Raw genomic sequence first — 14,001 nt, 5'->3', positions numbered from 1 at the left:
AGTCCGTCCGCCTTGAAAGCGCTTTCCTGAAAGCGCTTGCAGACTCTACAATGCGTGGACGCGGGTAAGCAAGCAGTGACGCCCATACCTGGCATGATGGGCGAATGGTCCGGCTCGCGTTCGCCGTCCGGCCGCCAGAGGCGGTGCGCGAGGTCGTGGCCGCACTCCCCCGGCCCGCGCTGCCCGGCGCGACCTGGTCCGTGCCGGAGCAGTGGATCGTCAAGCTGCGCCCGCTCGGCCACGTCGCGGGATCACTGCGCGTACCGTTGCTGGAGGCCGCCGCCGCGGCACTCGACGGCGCTCCGGCCACGCGGGCCAGGCTCGGCCCGGCGACCCACCGGCTCGCCGGTCAGTGGCTGTCGGTTCCGGTGAGCGGACTCGACGAGCTGGCCGCCGACGTGTTCGCGGCGACGACGCCACTGGTGCCGGTGACCCATCCGCAACCGTTCCGCGGCGAGCTGGTGCTCGCGCGCGGACGGCTGCCCCGGCACGTGGCCGGGGCAGCCGTGGACGCGAGCTGGCTGGTCACCGAGGTGCTGCTGGTCGCCGACCAGTCGGCACCGTGCACACCACGCCTGCGCGACGTCGGGGTGGTACCGCTAGCCGAGTGAGTCGAGGTGCGAGCGCACCGGGCCCGAGAACGACTCACCGTCGCTGACGTCCCAGTTGATCGACCACGTCATCACGCCGCTGAGCTCGGGCGACGGCTCGGCGGGCACGTAGGAGCCGCAGTTCTCGCCGCTGGTGAGGCAGTCGAGCGCCGCGGTGACCACGTCGGGGCTGACGTAGCCGCTGCCGGCCGCGTTGCTGGTGGCGGGCAGCCCCAGCGAGACCTGGTCCGGCCGCAGCTGCTCGAGCAGGATGCACGCCTGCCCGGTGATGAAGTCCACCGTGCCCTGCGTGACGACCTGGCCGTCGCAGCCGTTCATCGATCCCGAGTTGTAGTACTGCGTGTGCACCACGGTGATCAGGTCCCCGACCTGCTCGATCAGCTCCAGGTAGGTGCCGCCGGGCTGCACGTCGAGGGTCTGCGGAGCCATGGTGAGCAGGAAGTCCTCGCCCATGCGCTCGCGCAGCTGCTCGATGGCGCTCGCCATGTTCGGGACGTCGAAGCCGTGCTCGAGGTCCACGTCGAGCCCCTGGATGCCGTACTCGTCGGCGATCGCGGCGAACGAGTCGACGAAGCGCGTGACGTTCTCGGGGCTGCTCAGGTCCACGTTGCCGAGCTCGCCGCCGATCGAGAGGACCACGGAGTCACCCTCGGACTGCTTGGCGGCGATGTCGGACTTGAGCTCGTCGTCGCTGTACCCGCCGAGCGCGTCGGCGAGCTCGGGGTCGACACCGAAGGTCACGGCACCCGGCTGCGCGGGGTCGGCTTCGGCGAAGGCGAGCACGAGCAGGTCGTAGGAGTCGGGGACGTCGGCGACCCGCAGCGGGGTGGCGTCGTTGACGAAGTTCTGCCAGTAACCGGTGAGCTGCTTACCTGGCAGGGCGGCGGTCTCCGGCGAGGAGTCGGCGCCCGCGGTGGCGACGGCCCCGGTGAGCAGGACCGTGGCTGCCGCGGCCGAGGCCGTGAACAGCCGGGCGAGTCGGCGCATGGTTTGTCCTTTCCTGGAACGGGGTGGGGTGGCCGAGACAGCGCTCGGCGGGAGTCCCTCGACGCAGGCGGGACTGGCGATGCCGGCAGAACTGTGTTGCAGCACAGGTTCTGACGGCACCGCCGCCGGAAGTCAGTCCGGAATGGATGTTCGAGGGGAGGCCGGTTCCGGCGACGCGGAGCGAGTGGGAGTCACCGGCGAACACGCCGATCACCGGCGGGAGCGTGGCCCGCGCGGCGGCTCTGCGACCGGACATGGAACGAAACCCTTCGTCGGTGTCAAAGTGGTCCGAACCAATATGCGCACCGACCGTGCCTGCCGCAAGAGAGACGCGAAAAGACGTCGCGTTTAGTCAGTGTTTGTCCCCCATCCGGACCGCGACGATCAGGTGGTCCTCGGCGTCGGGCCCCGGCCCCACCCGGGGCAGGCGCAGCACGAGCACCAGCCCGGCCAGCCACCACACGCCCACGATGGCCCACTCCCAGGGCCACGTCAGCGCGGCGGGCATCCCCGGTAGGAACAACACACCCGTGCCCAGGCTCAACACGATCGCGAGCACGCCGATCGTGCGCCCCGCGGGCACGCGGAACGGGCGCGGCATCCGCGGTTCACGCGCACGCAGCACCAGAAAACACAGAGCGACCATCAGATACGCCGCGATGATGCTCAGACTGCCCGCGTCGACGAGCCACGTCAGCATCTGCTCACCGAACAGCGGCGCCAGCATCGAGAGCCCGCCCACGAACAGCACCGCGTTGGACGGCGTGCCGAACCGCGGGTGCAGGCGCGCGAACCACCGCGGCAGCATCCCCGACGTCGCCATCGCGAACAGCAACCTGCTCGCCCCGATCAGGAAGGCGTTCCAGCTGGTCACGATCCCGGCGATGCCGCCGAGGACCAGCACCGTGCCCATCGCCGGGCTGTTCCAGAGCGAGGCCATCGCGTCGGCGGTGGGCAGTTCGGCGTCCGCGCGCTCTCCGTGACCGAGCCCGGCACCGACGGTGAGCATGATCATCACGTACCAGGCGATGGCGAGCAGCACCGAGACCAGCAGCAACGTGCCGATCCGGCGTGGCGGGAGGTTGATCTCCTCCGCCGACTGCGGGATCACGTCGAAGCCCACGAACAGGAACGGTGTCGCGACGAGCACCACCAGCACCCCGGACACACCACCGGAGAACAGCGGCTGCATGTTGGCCACGGAACCGCCCACGAACGCCCCCAGGGTCAGCAGCACCCCCACGGCGAGCAGGAACAGCACGGCGACGGTCTGGAACACCGCCGCGGGACGCACGCCGACGTAGTTGAGCACCGTGATCACGATGGCGCCCACGACGCCGACGGCGACCCACGTGAGGTGGACGTCGTAGCCCGCGATCGACCACAACCGGCCCGCCGGCAGGTCGGGAATCAGGTACAGCAGGGTCTGCGGCAACGCGACGGCCTCGAAGGCGACCACCGAGACGTAGCCGAGGACCAACGTCCAGGACGTGACGAACGCGGGTCGTGAGCCGAGTGCGCGCAAGGCGTAGTTGTGCTCGCCGCCCGCCGAGGGCATGGCCGAGACGAGTTCGGCATAGGTGAGGCCCACCAGCGCCACCACCGTGCCGCCGAGCACGAACGCGAGTGCCGAGCCGAGGCTGCCCGCGTCCTCCAGGAAACCGCCCGTGAGCACGATCCAGCCGAAGCCGATCATGGCGCCGAAGGCCAGTGCGACGATGTCGAGTCTGCCGAGCACCCGTACGAAGCCGCCGTTGTCGTGGCCGGTCATGAGCTCACGTCCCTTCCGCGCCGTCGCCGGAGATCAACAGAGTGCTGATCCCAGCGGGGCGCGTCAAGGCCGTGGTGTCACATCGGCGTCAGTTCGAAGTGGACGGTGCGGCCGGACTTCGACCTGCCCAGCCGGTGCGCCAGCGGCACCACGACTCCGTGCAGGAGCGGGTGCTTGCGCCGCAGCGCGCGGGCCGCGCGCCGGTTCTCGGCACCGTCCAGCAACCGCATCTTGCCTGCCACGGCGGGTCCGGTCGGCACGCCGCGACCCGTCGAGGGAGCCACCTCCACGCGCCGGTCGCGACGCAGGCGCCGGGTCTTGAGCGACGTCTCGAAGCTGCGGACGTAGGCGTGGTCGCCGTCGACGACGATGCTCACGGGGCTGCTGCCCGGTCTGCCGTCGCGCCGGAACGTGGTGAGGGTGACGGTCTTCTGGCCGACGAACGGCGCCAGGGCAGACACGGTCGCCGGGGCGACGGGACCGACGACGTAACCGCGCGCCCGCAACCGCAGCACCAGCGCGATGGCCGCGAGCACGGACTGCACCACCAGCAGCCAGGTCTGGTAGGCGTTGCCGCCGAGGTGGCTGTCCACGATGTGGTTGACGACGTGGATCGTATTGGCGAGCAGAAATCCCGCCAGCACCGTGGCGAGCGCGTCGGCCCAGATCAGCGCCAGCAGCAGGCCCGCTCCGATGCCGATCTGGAACGCCCCGGCATCGTGCGAGAAGTGAACGTGCACCGGGAAGCCCATGTAGTCGGCGAACGAGTACGGCCCGAGCAGCGCCCAGATCCCGACCGCGAGGACGCTCACCCCGATCAGGCCGGTCGCCGCCGTCACGAACACCCGCGTCCCGCGTTGCCCCATCTCCATCGTCGGTCACCTTCCACCGTCTCGACCGAGTTTCTGAGTGGTGGACGAGACGGCGACTGGGAAGGTGACAGCTCAGCCGCGGAGGGCGAGGTACGCGGCACCGCGCGGAGACAGGCGGTAGCCGACGTCGAGGCTGTGGGTGAGACCGAGGTTCTTCAGCTTGCGTACGTCGAGCTTGAACGGCTGCGTCTCGCGCTCCAGCATCGCGGCGAGGTCACCGGCTCGCCGCGCCGGGTTGGCCTCGATGAGCCGCAGCACGGCGTGGGTCCACGGGCCGTGCGCGCCGCGGCGGTCGAGCCGCTCCAGCCGGGCCGCGATGTCGTCGAGCTGGTCGTCGGTGAGGTCGGCCTCGGCGCTGAGCGCGTGCCGGGGATCGGGCCCCGCCCAGCTGACGCCGATCCGGTACACCGGGACACCTTCGGGCCCGCGCAACGAGGCCAGCACGGCGCCGGCGGAACGCTGTCCCGCCCTGGCCGCCTCGGCGTCGGTGATCGCCGAGGGCTCCACGACCTCGACCGAGTCGATCCGCACCACACCCAGCGCGGTGGTGAGCGTGTCGCCCTGCCGCACGTTGGGCTTCGCCCAGCGGCGGAAGACCACCGTGATAGTGCCGTCGGCGATGCCCTCGTGGACCGCTCTGGTCAGGATCACGTGCGCACTCCCCTCACCCGGGCCGCCGCGTACCCGCCGATGCCGAGCATGAGTACCGCCGCACCCGCGGCCAGCCAGCCGTAGGAGGCCAGGGCCACCACGACACCGGCCAGCGACCCTCCGACCGCGGCCACGCCGTTCATCACCAGGTCCGACACACCCTGTGCGGCGGTGCGGGTGGCCGCGGGCACCGACTCCGACAGCAGCGCCGAGCCCGCGACGAGGCCGCACGACCAGCCCAGCCCCAGCAGGAACAGCCCGATGCCGAGCTGCACCGCGTCGTGGGCGGGGGCCGCGCCGCTGACCACGGCGGCGAGCGCCATCAGGGCCGCACCCGCGACGATCACGGGCACCCGCCCGGCGCGGTCGGCGAGGTGGCCCACGATCGGCGAGAAGCCGTACATGCCGAGGATGTGCACGCTGATCACGAGCCCGATGACGGTCAGCGAGACGTCCACGTGGTGCATGTGCACGGGGGTCATCACCATCACCGACACCATGGCCACGTGCGACGCCGCGATGGCGCACAGTCCGACGAGCGCACGCGGCCGGGCCGCGAGGTCCCGCAGCGACGCGCGCAGCCCGGTGTGCGGCTGTCCTCCCGCGGTGCCCAGCCCGGCCAGGTGCAGCGGGTCGGGGCGCAGCAACGCGAACAGCACGAGCCCGGCCACGGTGAACGCGGCGAGGGTGACCAGGAACGGTCCCGCCAGCGGGGGCAGCCCGACCACCTCACCGAGCCTGCCGGCGGGCTCGGTGAGGTTGGGCCCGAGCACGGAGCCGACCGTCGTCGCCCACACCACCGTCGCCAGCGCTCTCGCCGAGTGCCGGGGTTCGGCGAGGTCGGTGGCGCCGTAGCGGGCCTGCAGCCCCGCGGCGGTGGCCGAGCCGAACAGCAACAGCCCCGCGAACAGCAACGGCAGCCAGCGCACCGCCGAGGCCGTGACCACCAGCGCCGCGCCGGCCGCGCCGGTGAGCAGCCCGCTCACCAGTCCCGCCCGCCTGCCGCGCGTGCGCGTGAGCCACGCCAACGGCACCGCGGCGAGCGCCGCGCCGAGCACACCGAGGGTCTGCGCGAGCCCCGCGACGCCCTCGGTGCCCGCGATGTCGGCGGCGATGAGCCCGCCGACGGCGATGCCGACCGCGACACCGAGTCCGCCGAGCACCTGGGCCACGGACAGCACCAGCACGGTGCGCCGCTGCACGGCGGCCCGGTCGGCGGGCACCACCGCACTCACAGCGTGGTTCCGGTCGCCGCGGCCGAGGCGACCGCGGCGCCCATTCCGGCGACGGCGCGTTCCAGGATCGGCCGGGGCGTCGCGAAGTTGAACCGGGCGAAGCCGCGGCCCGGCTCGCCGCACTCGGGGCCGTCGACGAGCACCACACCCGCGTGCTCGGCGAAGAAGCGGCCGGGGTGCTCGCCGAGACCGAGCCCGCGGCAGTCGAGCCACGCGAGGTAGGTGCCTTCGGGCAGCGCACAGCGCACGCCGGGCAGGTGCTCGGCCAGCAGCTCGCCGAGCGCGGCCCGGTTGTCGCCGAGATAGCGGAGCACGTCCTCGAGCCACGGTCCGCCGCGGGTGTAGGCGGCGGTGTTGGCGACCACGCCGAGCGTGCTCGCGCCGTGCATCGCGGGCTCCCCGACCTCGGCGAACCGGGCGGTGTCCGCGGCGTTGGTGGTGATCAGCTGCGCGCACTTGAGCCCGGGCAGGTTCCACGCCTTCGAGGCCGACACGGCGGTGATCGAGTGCGCGGCGGCGGTGTCCGACAGCGAGGCGTAGGGCACGTGCCGGTGTCCCGGGTACACGAGCGGGGCGTGGATCTCGTCGGCGAAGACGCGCCCGCCGTGCCGGTCGACGACCTCGCACACCGCGGCGAGTTCGGACTCGGTGAACACGCGCCCGAGCGGGTTCGCCGGGTTGCACAGCACCAGCAGGTTCCCGCCGGCACGGAACGCGGCCGCGAGCGCGTCGAGGTCGAAAACCGCCCGGCCCGCGTCCTCGGCCATCGGCACCGTGCTGAGCTGCCTGCCGAGCAGCCGCGGCACGTCGAGGAAGGGCATGTAGGCGGGAGTCGGCAGGATCACGGCGCTGCCGCGAGCGCTGAAGTGCTCGATGGCCGCCTCGAGGCCCTTGACGACGTCGGGCAGCGGGAAGATGCGCTCGGCGGGCACGCTCCAGCCGTGCCGGTGTTCCAGCCAGCTCGCGCACGCCTGCGCCAGTTCTCGCTTCAGCACCGGCGAGAGGTAGCCGAAGGCGAGCGCGTCGACGGCGGAGTGCAGCGCGTCGAGCACCGGCGGGGCCGTGCCGAAGTCCATCTCGGCGATGAACGCGCCGAGCCGGTCCTCGTCGTGCAGTGTCCACTTGACACCGCCACGGGCCCGCAAGTGCTCGGCGGTGACCGCGTCGAACGGGTGACTCACGGGCGTTCTCCCTCCATCGATGCCTGCCGGCAGCGATCGTGGCACCCCGGCGACCGCCGATACAAGCGCGTTCGGCGGTCGCCGGGACCGGAGAGGGGCCACAACTGTCCACAGAGGACGGTTGCGGAACGGCTCAGCCCATCGACTTGGCCCCGTCGATCGCCTCGCGGATGATGTCGGCGTGCCCGGCGTGCTGGGCCGTCTCCCCGATCAGGTGCAGCAGCACCCGCCGCGCCGACCAGCGCGCGCCCGGCTCGAACCACGGCGCCTCCGGCAGCGGGTGCGACACGTCGAGGTCGGGCAGGCTCGCCACGAGCGCCGCGGTCCGGCGGCCAACCTGCTCGTACGCCTCCAGCAGCCCGGCGAGCGTCTCGCCCTCCAGCATGCGGAAGTTGTCCTGCCAGCCTTCCTCGTTCCCGCCCATTCCCTCCGCACCGCGCTCGATGAAGTCGAGCCAGCTCCGCTCGGTGGCGGTCACGTGCTTGATGAGCCCGCCGATGCACAGCTCACTGGCGGTGGTCCGCTGCCCGGCCTGCTCGTCCGTGAGTCCCCGCGCGGGGAAGGTCAGGAAGAACCGGTGCTTGGCCAGGGCCTCCAGCAGGTCCGCGCGCTCGCCGGTGGTGACCTGGTCGGTAGCCGTCGTCATGATCTCGTCCTCTCGTACCGGGCTGACGAGAACGACTCTAGGAACCATTCCGGCCACTTTTCGACCTCAATAAAACGGGTCAGCGCTGGGTGGCCTTGCGACGGAAGATCCTGCCCGCCAGCGGCACCGCCAGGACGATGATTCCGCCCCACCACGCGAGTGCGAGCCAGCCCGTGTTGCCCAGCGGGGTGCCCATGAACAGCGCGCGCACGCTGTCGGCCACGAGGCTCACCGGCTGGTTCTCCGCGAAGACCCGCAGCCAGTCGGGCATGGTGCTCGGTGGCACCAGCGCGCTGCCGACGTAGGGGATGAACACGAGCGGCATCGCGAGACCGCTGGCGCCCTCCACGGTCTTGGCCAACAGGCCGAGGATCGCGGCGAGCCACGACACCGCCAGTGCGAAGACGGCGAGCAGCCCCAGCGCTACCAGCCAGTCGAGGAACCCGGCCCGGGGCCGGAACCCGATGAGCAGGCCGACGCCGACCATCACCGCGATCGAGACCGCGTGACGGGTCATCGCGGCGGCGACGTGGCCGACGAGCACGGCCGTGCCCCGCATCGGCATCGAGCGGAACCGTTCGACGATGCCCTCGAGCATGTCGTGACACACCGCGACGCTCGTGGCGGTGGTGTTGACCATCACCGCCACCACGACGATCCCGGAGATCACATAGTTGACGTAGGTGACGTCGCCGGTGTCGATCGCGCCTCCGAAGAGGTAACGGAACATCACCAGCAGCATGACCGGAAGAAACAGCATCAGCACGAGCTGCTCGGGGCTGCGCGCGATGTGGCGCAGGCAGCGGCCGATCAGCACCCGGGAGTCGTTGACGGCCCAGTACAGCGAGGATCGCCGCACGTCGGCGGGGACGGTGGTCATCGGGCGCCTCCGGTGGCGGTCTGTCCGGTCAGGGTCAGGAACACGTCGTCGAGCGTGGGCTTGGCGACGAAGAGCTCGCCTGGCTCCACCCCGGACCCGGCGAGCTGGTCGAGCACCCGCTTGATGTCCTTGGCGTGCTCGACGGGCACGCTCAGGGTGAGATCACCGTCGCCGCGTGGGCGGTCGGCGGTGAGCACGCGGTGGGCGGTGGCGAGCGCACCGGCGTCGGAGAAGGTGAGCTCGAGCCGTTCGGCGCCGACCTGCCGCTTGAGCTCGGCGGGTGTGCCGTCCGCGACGACCGCGCCGCCGTCGATCACCACGACACGGTCGGCGAGCTGGTCGGCCTCCTCGAGGTACTGCGTCGTGAGCAGCACCGTCACGCCGTCGGCGAGCAGCCCCCGCACCGTCGTCCACACGTCCCCGCGGCTGCGGGGATCGAGGCCGGTGGTGGGCTCGTCGAGAAACAGCACCGGCGGTGCGGTGACGAGGCTGATCGCGAGATCGAGCCTGCGGCGCATGCCGCCGGAGTAGGTCTTGACCTGCCTGCGGCCCGCGGCGGCCAGGTCGAACAGCTCGAGCAGCTCGCGGGCGCGCCTGCGCGCCGAACCCGCACCCAGGCGGAACAGCCTGCCCATCAGCACCAGGTTCTCGTAGCCGCTGAGCAGGTCGTCCACGGCGGTCTGCTGCCCGGTAAGCCCGATCGAGGCCCGCACTCGCGCCGCCTGCGTCGCGACGTCGAAGCCGTTGACCCGCGCCACGCCCGAACCCGGTTCTAGCAACGTGCTCAGAATCCGCACGGTCGTCGTCTTGCCCGCGCCGTTCGGGCCGAGCAGCGAGACGAGGCTCCCGCGCTCCACCCGCAGGTCGATGCCCTTGAGCACGTCCACCTCGCCGAAGGACCTGCGCAATCCCCGGACGTCGATCGCGTGTCCCGGATCCATCCGGCACCCCTCTCCATAACTGTGTATCGCATACGCGGTTTTGTGTAAGTGATACACAGTTCTAGGATGGGCGTCAAGCACGACGAGTTGGGGTGTGATGACGACCGATCCGAGGAAACGCCTCGAACTGCTGTGGAACGGGGCGCAGCGGCCGAGCCGCGGCCCCAAGCCCAAGCTGACGCTGGACCAGATCGCCACCACCGCCATCGCGATCGCCGATGCCGACGGTCTCGACGGCCTCTCGATGCAGCGGCTGGCCGCCGAGCTCGGCTACACGACGATGTCGCTGTACCGCTACGTGCCGGGCAAGGACCAGCTGGTCGAGGTGATGCTCGACCGCGCGGCGGGCGACCCGCCACGCTTCACCGGCGAGGTGCGGGACTGGCGCGACGAGATCCAGGTGTGGGTGCGCGAGCTGTGGGCCGTGTACCTGCGCCATCCGTGGAGCCTGCGCGTCCAGGTCAGCGGCCCGCCCTCGGGTCCGGGACAGCTCGCGTGGTTCGAGGCCGCACTGCGACCGCTCGCCCATGCCGGGCTGGCCGACGACGAACTCGTCGCCACCGTCATGTTCCTCATGGGCGCGGTCCGCCAGATGGCGCTGCTCGAGATCGACATCAGCGGAGCGCGCGCACAGTCGAACGTCACCACCGAAGAGGCCCAGACCGGCTACGAGACCACGCTGCGCGAGTTCGTCGACCCCCAGCGCTTCCCCACGCTCACCGCGCTGGTCGGCCGAGGGGGCTTCGCGGCCTCCGGAGACTCCGGCGAGGGCATCGACCTCGACCTCGACTTCGGCGTGCAGCGCGTGCTCGACGGCCTCGAGTCCTATCTGGCCGCACAACAGAACTGAACGCGCTTCGCCGACGGTGTCGAATTTCGGGCGCCTCGCTCGACATAGGAGTAGAGGAATCCGGAAGGAGCCCGACATGATCTCCGCGAACCGCCGGTCACTGGCCATGCTCCGCGCCGTCGCCTCCGGGCGCGCGCAGCTCACGTGCAGCAGCGAGCCCGACCTGTTCATCGACGGCGTGCCATGCTGCGACCAGTTCACCGCGCACGCGCTCAGCCATGACGGGCTCATCCGCCCGGCCGGACCCGGCGGCACCGGCCAGCGCGTGCCCGCGGAGCTCACGGAGACGGGCCGGGAACTGCTGACCACTCAGCTCGCCGTCGCGTGAGCCGATCTCGCTCCACCCGGACGGGGTATTGAACTCGACACGACGCGTCACCGATTCTCGGACGACGTGCCCGGCCCCGACGAGCGAGGTGGCTCGATGACGAGAACGGCGCAGTCCCTCCGCCGAGCGCTGACGGCCTTGACGCTCACCGCCCTTTTCCTGATCGGAGCCGCGACAACCGGCGCGGCGGAGGAGGAGCAGGAGCAGGACTTCGGCTCCGCGTTCGAGCAGTCGCTGCTGGACCCCACCGCACCACCGCCCGGCGCCAACGACTTCTCGTGCCGCCCCGGCGAGGAGCACCCGAACCCGGTGGTACTGGTGCACGGGACCTTCGCGAACCGGTTCAACAACTGGCTGTCGCTGTCGCCGCGGCTGGCCGATCAGGGGTACTGCGTCTTCGCGCTGAACTACGGCGGCACGCCCGGCAACGTCATCCAGGCGACGGGCGACATCCCGACGTCGGCGGGGCAGCTGGCCGGGTTCGTCGACGAGGTGCTCGCCGCGACCGGCGCCGACGAGGTGGACCTGGTCGGCCACTCGCAGGGCGGGATGATGCCGCGCTACTACCTCAAGAACCTCGGCGGTGCGGAGAAGGTCGGTACGCTCGTGGCGCTGGCGCCGTCCAACCACGGCACCACACTGCTCGGGCTCAGTGCCCTGCTGGGCGTGTTCCCTTCCGACCTGGTCGACGTGCTGTGCACGGCGTGCCGGCAGCAGTTCGCGGGCTCGGACTTCCTGACCGAGCTCAACGCGGGCGGCGAAACCGACCCCGCCGTGGACTACACCGTGATCGCCACGACGCTCGACGAGGTGGTGACGCCGTACACGTCCTCGTACCTCGAATCCGCGCCGAACGTCGACAACCAGACCCTGCAGGACAGCTGCCCTGGCAGGCTCACCGAGCACGTCGGAGTCGCCTTCGATCCAGCGGTCCACCGGCTGGTGTTCAACGCGCTCGACCCGGACGACGCGAGCGCGCCCGCCTGCTGACCCGGCCCCGGGCACCAACTAGTCGATGCCAAGATCGCGGGTACGATGCCGCCATGCCCGGAGCCCGCTCGTACCACCACGGCGACCTCCGGCGCGCCGTGCTCGACGCCGCCATCGACGTGATCACCACCGAGGGGCCGGGCTCGCTCAGCCTGCGCGACCTCGCTCGCCGCGCCGGTGTCTCGCACGCCGCGCCCGCGCACCACTTCACGGACAAGGCCGGGGTGCTCACCGCGCTGGCGGTGGAAGGTCACGAGTTGCTCGGCGACGCCTTCGCCGACGTGCTCGACGCGGGACCGGCGCAGCTGCAGGAGCTCGGGGTGCGCTACGTGCGCTTCGCACTCCAGCATCCCGCCCACTTCGAGGTGATGTTCCGCCCCGACCTGCACCGTCGCGACTCCCCGGAACTGCTGGCGGCCCAGGAACGCACCGGTGGCCTGCTGCGCGCGGGTGTCGCCGCGGTACCGGCGGACCGGCGCGGGCAGGACACCGAGCTCGCGACCATCGCGGCGTGGTCACTCGCCCACGGGTTCGCGAGCCTGTGGCGCGGGGACAACCTCGGCCGGCTCGCCGGGCGGCGCCCGCCCGAGGAGGTCTTCCGGGCGGCCGCGGAGCTGCTGTTCGGGCAGCGGCCTTAGGCGGCGAGCGCGGCGAAGACCAGATGCTTGAGCTGGTCGGCGTCGGCGTGCCTGCGCCGGGCCATCGAGAGGTCGTGCACGATGTTCAGCGCCGCGTGCACCGCCAGCCGCGCCGACGCGGCGTGCGTGTCCTCCCGCACCGCCACCACCAACCGCACCCACTGCTCGACGTGCTCGCGCTGCACCTTCCGCAGCGCGCGCCGGTCGTCCGCGGGCAGGTTCCCGTACTCCGACAGGTACACCGCCGCGAGGTCACTGTCGCCGTAGGCGTACCCGACGTAGGCGTCGACGAGCCCGCGCAGCGCCTCGCCGGGTTCCCGCGCGCCCTCGATGGCCGTGCTCGTGGCGACGGCGAGCCGCTCGGCGGCGCGGTAGTAGACGGCGGCCAGCAGGTCCGCCTTGCTCGGGAAGTGGCGGTACACACTGGACCCGCCGATGCCGGCCGCGGCGCCGATGTCGTCCATGGTGACCGCGTGGAACCCGCGTTCCCGAAAGGGCCGCAGCGCGGAGACCAGCAGCCGTTCCCGCCGGGTCACGAACTCGCCGAGCTCGCCGGGGTGCGGTGGTTCGGTCACCGCGCCGGTGAGCCGCGGCGGCAGACCTGTCGCCAGCACGCCGAGTGCGAGGGAGCGCAGGCCCGCCGACGCCGCCCGGGGCGAGATCTGGGTGCGGTGGGTCGACAGGCTCGCGATCGCGCTGCACGCCGCGGCCGCCAGTGTGGTGCGGTCGGCGGCGGGCAGATGGGTCCGGGCCTCGCCCAGCAGGTCGGCGACCCTGGCCACGAGCGCCGTGATGGTCGCGGTGAACCGGGCGTGCTCGGGCTCGTCGAGGTACCGGCGCTCCCACTGGTAGAGCTGCACGCCGTGCCGCCGCTCGACCACGAGCGCGCACAGGTCGCGCACCACGCGGTCGATCCGCTCCCACGGCGCGCCGTCCGACGGCACGTCCGCCAGCACCGTGTCGATCGCACCGGAGATCTCGGCGGCCGCGTGCGCGAGGATCGCCTGCTTGTTGCGGAAGTGTTTGTAGATCGCCGGGCCGGTGATGCCGGCCTCGGTCGCGATCTCACTGAGGCCCACGGTGTAGTAGCCGCGCTCGCAGAACAGCTCGGCGGCGATGGTGGCGAGTTGCGATTTGCGGTCACTCCGACGACGCCGCGACGCGGTGGGACGCGCTTGCGGCTGCTTCATCGCATGACCTCCGCCGTGCTCCGTCGTTGCTGACCGGTGAATCGGACTCTACCCCGCTGAGGTCGCCGCAGGCTTGACAACGACCGGTGTCAGAACGCTAGGTTAATCAAGATTCGCAACGGCGCTGGCGCACGGAGGCGGCGATGGACGACGGCACCACACCCGGCCGGGCCCCAGGACGCCGGGCACCGGAGCGGAAATGACGGACGCTTCGTGCCGTGCCACTCCCC

At 71.5% G+C, this 14,001-nt stretch carries 15 protein-coding genes; 5 read left to right on the top strand and 10 right to left on the bottom strand.

What is annotated here, in order from left to right:
• The first annotated feature begins 104 nt into the window (after positions 1 to 104).
• The gene (locus JHE00_RS00475) at positions 105 to 611 is read left to right on the top strand and encodes a hypothetical protein (protein ID WP_200313601.1); all 507 of its coding nucleotides are present in this window, start codon (positions 105 to 107) and stop codon (positions 609 to 611) included.
• Here JHE00_RS00475 and JHE00_RS00470 read toward each other — a convergent pair.
• The 9 genes from JHE00_RS00470 to JHE00_RS00430 all read right to left on the bottom strand — a co-directional run bounded on the left by JHE00_RS00470 (position 600) and on the right by JHE00_RS00430 (position 9,775).
• The gene (locus JHE00_RS00470) at positions 600 to 1,598 is read right to left on the bottom strand and encodes a chitinase (RefSeq protein ID WP_200313599.1); all 999 of its coding nucleotides are present in this window, start codon (positions 1,596 to 1,598) and stop codon (positions 600 to 602) included. The two genes, JHE00_RS00475 and JHE00_RS00470, sit on opposite strands and share 12 nt — an antisense overlap.
• Before the next feature lie 352 nt (positions 1,599 to 1,950).
• Positions 1,951 to 3,369, bottom strand: coding sequence for an APC family permease (locus JHE00_RS00465; RefSeq protein WP_200313597.1), 1,419 nt, complete (start codon positions 3,367 to 3,369; stop codon positions 1,951 to 1,953).
• Positions 3,370 to 3,446: 77 nt separating this feature from the next.
• A complete protein-coding gene (locus JHE00_RS00460) occupies positions 3,447 to 4,241 on the bottom strand; it encodes a PPOX class F420-dependent oxidoreductase (RefSeq protein WP_230422767.1) in 795 nt (264 codons plus the stop codon).
• A gap of 72 nt (positions 4,242 to 4,313) precedes the next feature.
• Positions 4,314 to 4,892 carry an ASCH domain-containing protein gene (locus JHE00_RS00455; protein ID WP_200313595.1) on the bottom strand — a complete coding sequence of 193 codons (579 nt, stop codon included), beginning with the start codon at positions 4,890 to 4,892 and terminating at the stop codon, positions 4,314 to 4,316.
• Positions 4,889 to 6,127, bottom strand: a complete 1,239-nt coding sequence (locus JHE00_RS00450; RefSeq protein WP_200313593.1) for an MFS transporter — start codon at positions 6,125 to 6,127, stop codon at positions 4,889 to 4,891. The genes JHE00_RS00455 and JHE00_RS00450 overlap by 4 nt, the downstream gene beginning before the upstream one ends.
• Positions 6,124 to 7,308, bottom strand: a complete 1,185-nt coding sequence (locus JHE00_RS00445) for a MalY/PatB family protein (protein ID WP_200313591.1) — start codon at positions 7,306 to 7,308, stop codon at positions 6,124 to 6,126. The genes JHE00_RS00450 and JHE00_RS00445 overlap by 4 nt, the downstream gene beginning before the upstream one ends.
• 133 nt (positions 7,309 to 7,441) lie before the next feature.
• Positions 7,442 to 7,954 (bottom strand): DinB family protein, encoded by a 513-nt coding sequence (locus JHE00_RS00440; protein ID WP_200313589.1) that lies wholly within the window; start codon positions 7,952 to 7,954, stop codon positions 7,442 to 7,444.
• 79 nt (positions 7,955 to 8,033) lie between these two features.
• Positions 8,034 to 8,834, bottom strand: a complete 801-nt coding sequence (locus JHE00_RS00435; protein ID WP_200313587.1) for an ABC transporter permease — start codon at positions 8,832 to 8,834, stop codon at positions 8,034 to 8,036.
• Entirely contained in the window at positions 8,831 to 9,775 is a 945-nt protein-coding gene (locus tag JHE00_RS00430) for an ATP-binding cassette domain-containing protein (protein ID WP_200313585.1), read from the bottom strand. Before JHE00_RS00430 ends, JHE00_RS00435 begins: the two co-directional genes overlap by 4 nt.
• Before the next feature lie 97 nt (positions 9,776 to 9,872).
• Here JHE00_RS00430 and JHE00_RS00425 point away from each other — a divergent pair, with 97 nt between their 5' ends.
• The 4 genes from JHE00_RS00425 (at position 9,873) to JHE00_RS00410 (ending at position 12,581) form a co-directional block, all read left to right on the top strand.
• A complete protein-coding gene (locus tag JHE00_RS00425) occupies positions 9,873 to 10,625 on the top strand; it encodes a TetR/AcrR family transcriptional regulator (RefSeq protein ID WP_200313582.1) in 753 nt (250 codons plus the stop codon).
• A gap of 76 nt (positions 10,626 to 10,701) precedes the next feature.
• On the top strand, positions 10,702 to 10,953 hold the full coding sequence (locus JHE00_RS00420; RefSeq protein WP_200313580.1) for a hypothetical protein: 252 nt from the start codon (positions 10,702 to 10,704) through the stop codon (positions 10,951 to 10,953).
• A 96-nt stretch (positions 10,954 to 11,049) separates the two neighbouring features.
• A complete protein-coding gene (locus tag JHE00_RS00415) occupies positions 11,050 to 11,943 on the top strand; it encodes an esterase/lipase family protein (RefSeq protein WP_200313577.1) in 894 nt (297 codons plus the stop codon).
• 53 nt (positions 11,944 to 11,996) lie between these two features.
• Positions 11,997 to 12,581 carry a TetR/AcrR family transcriptional regulator gene (locus tag JHE00_RS00410; protein ID WP_200313575.1) on the top strand — a complete coding sequence of 195 codons (585 nt, stop codon included), beginning with the start codon at positions 11,997 to 11,999 and terminating at the stop codon, positions 12,579 to 12,581.
• On the opposite strand, the gene JHE00_RS00405 is transcribed toward JHE00_RS00410, so the two are convergent.
• The gene (locus tag JHE00_RS00405; protein WP_200313573.1) at positions 12,578 to 13,771 is read right to left on the bottom strand and encodes a TetR/AcrR family transcriptional regulator; all 1,194 of its coding nucleotides are present in this window, start codon (positions 13,769 to 13,771) and stop codon (positions 12,578 to 12,580) included. The genes JHE00_RS00410 and JHE00_RS00405 overlap by 4 nt on opposite strands.
• Between the last annotated feature and the right edge of the window lie 230 nt (positions 13,772 to 14,001).

Origin of the sequence: Prauserella cavernicola (genome assembly GCF_016595675.1) — a bacterium.
Taxonomy (GTDB): Bacteria; Actinomycetota; Actinomycetes; order Mycobacteriales; family Pseudonocardiaceae; genus Prauserella_A; species Prauserella_A cavernicola.
The sequence above is the reverse complement of the archived record's forward strand: the minus strand, read 5'-3'. Positions and strand labels throughout refer to the sequence as shown.

Coding starts and splice junctions, on each gene's coding strand:
- JHE00_RS00475 (WP_200313601.1), top strand. CDS start 105: ATGGTCCGGCTCGCGTTCGCCGTCCGGCCGCCAGAGGCGGTGCGCGAG.
- JHE00_RS00470 (WP_200313599.1), bottom strand. CDS start 1,598: ATGCGCCGACTCGCCCGGCTGTTCACGGCCTCGGCCGCGGCAGCCACG.
- JHE00_RS00465 (WP_200313597.1), bottom strand. CDS start 3,369: ATGACCGGCCACGACAACGGCGGCTTCGTACGGGTGCTCGGCAGACTC.
- JHE00_RS00460 (WP_230422767.1), bottom strand. CDS start 4,241: ATGGAGATGGGGCAACGCGGGACGCGGGTGTTCGTGACGGCGGCGACC.
- JHE00_RS00440 (WP_200313589.1), bottom strand. CDS start 7,954: ATGACGACGGCTACCGACCAGGTCACCACCGGCGAGCGCGCGGACCTG.
- JHE00_RS00435 (WP_200313587.1), bottom strand. CDS start 8,834: ATGACCACCGTCCCCGCCGACGTGCGGCGATCCTCGCTGTACTGGGCC.
- JHE00_RS00430 (WP_200313585.1), bottom strand. CDS start 9,775: ATGGATCCGGGACACGCGATCGACGTCCGGGGATTGCGCAGGTCCTTC.
- JHE00_RS00425 (WP_200313582.1), top strand. CDS start 9,873: ATGACGACCGATCCGAGGAAACGCCTCGAACTGCTGTGGAACGGGGCG.
- JHE00_RS00420 (WP_200313580.1), top strand. CDS start 10,702: ATGATCTCCGCGAACCGCCGGTCACTGGCCATGCTCCGCGCCGTCGCC.
- JHE00_RS00415 (WP_200313577.1), top strand. CDS start 11,050: ATGACGAGAACGGCGCAGTCCCTCCGCCGAGCGCTGACGGCCTTGACG.
- JHE00_RS00410 (WP_200313575.1), top strand. CDS start 11,997: ATGCCCGGAGCCCGCTCGTACCACCACGGCGACCTCCGGCGCGCCGTG.
- JHE00_RS00405 (WP_200313573.1), bottom strand. CDS start 13,771: ATGAAGCAGCCGCAAGCGCGTCCCACCGCGTCGCGGCGTCGTCGGAGT.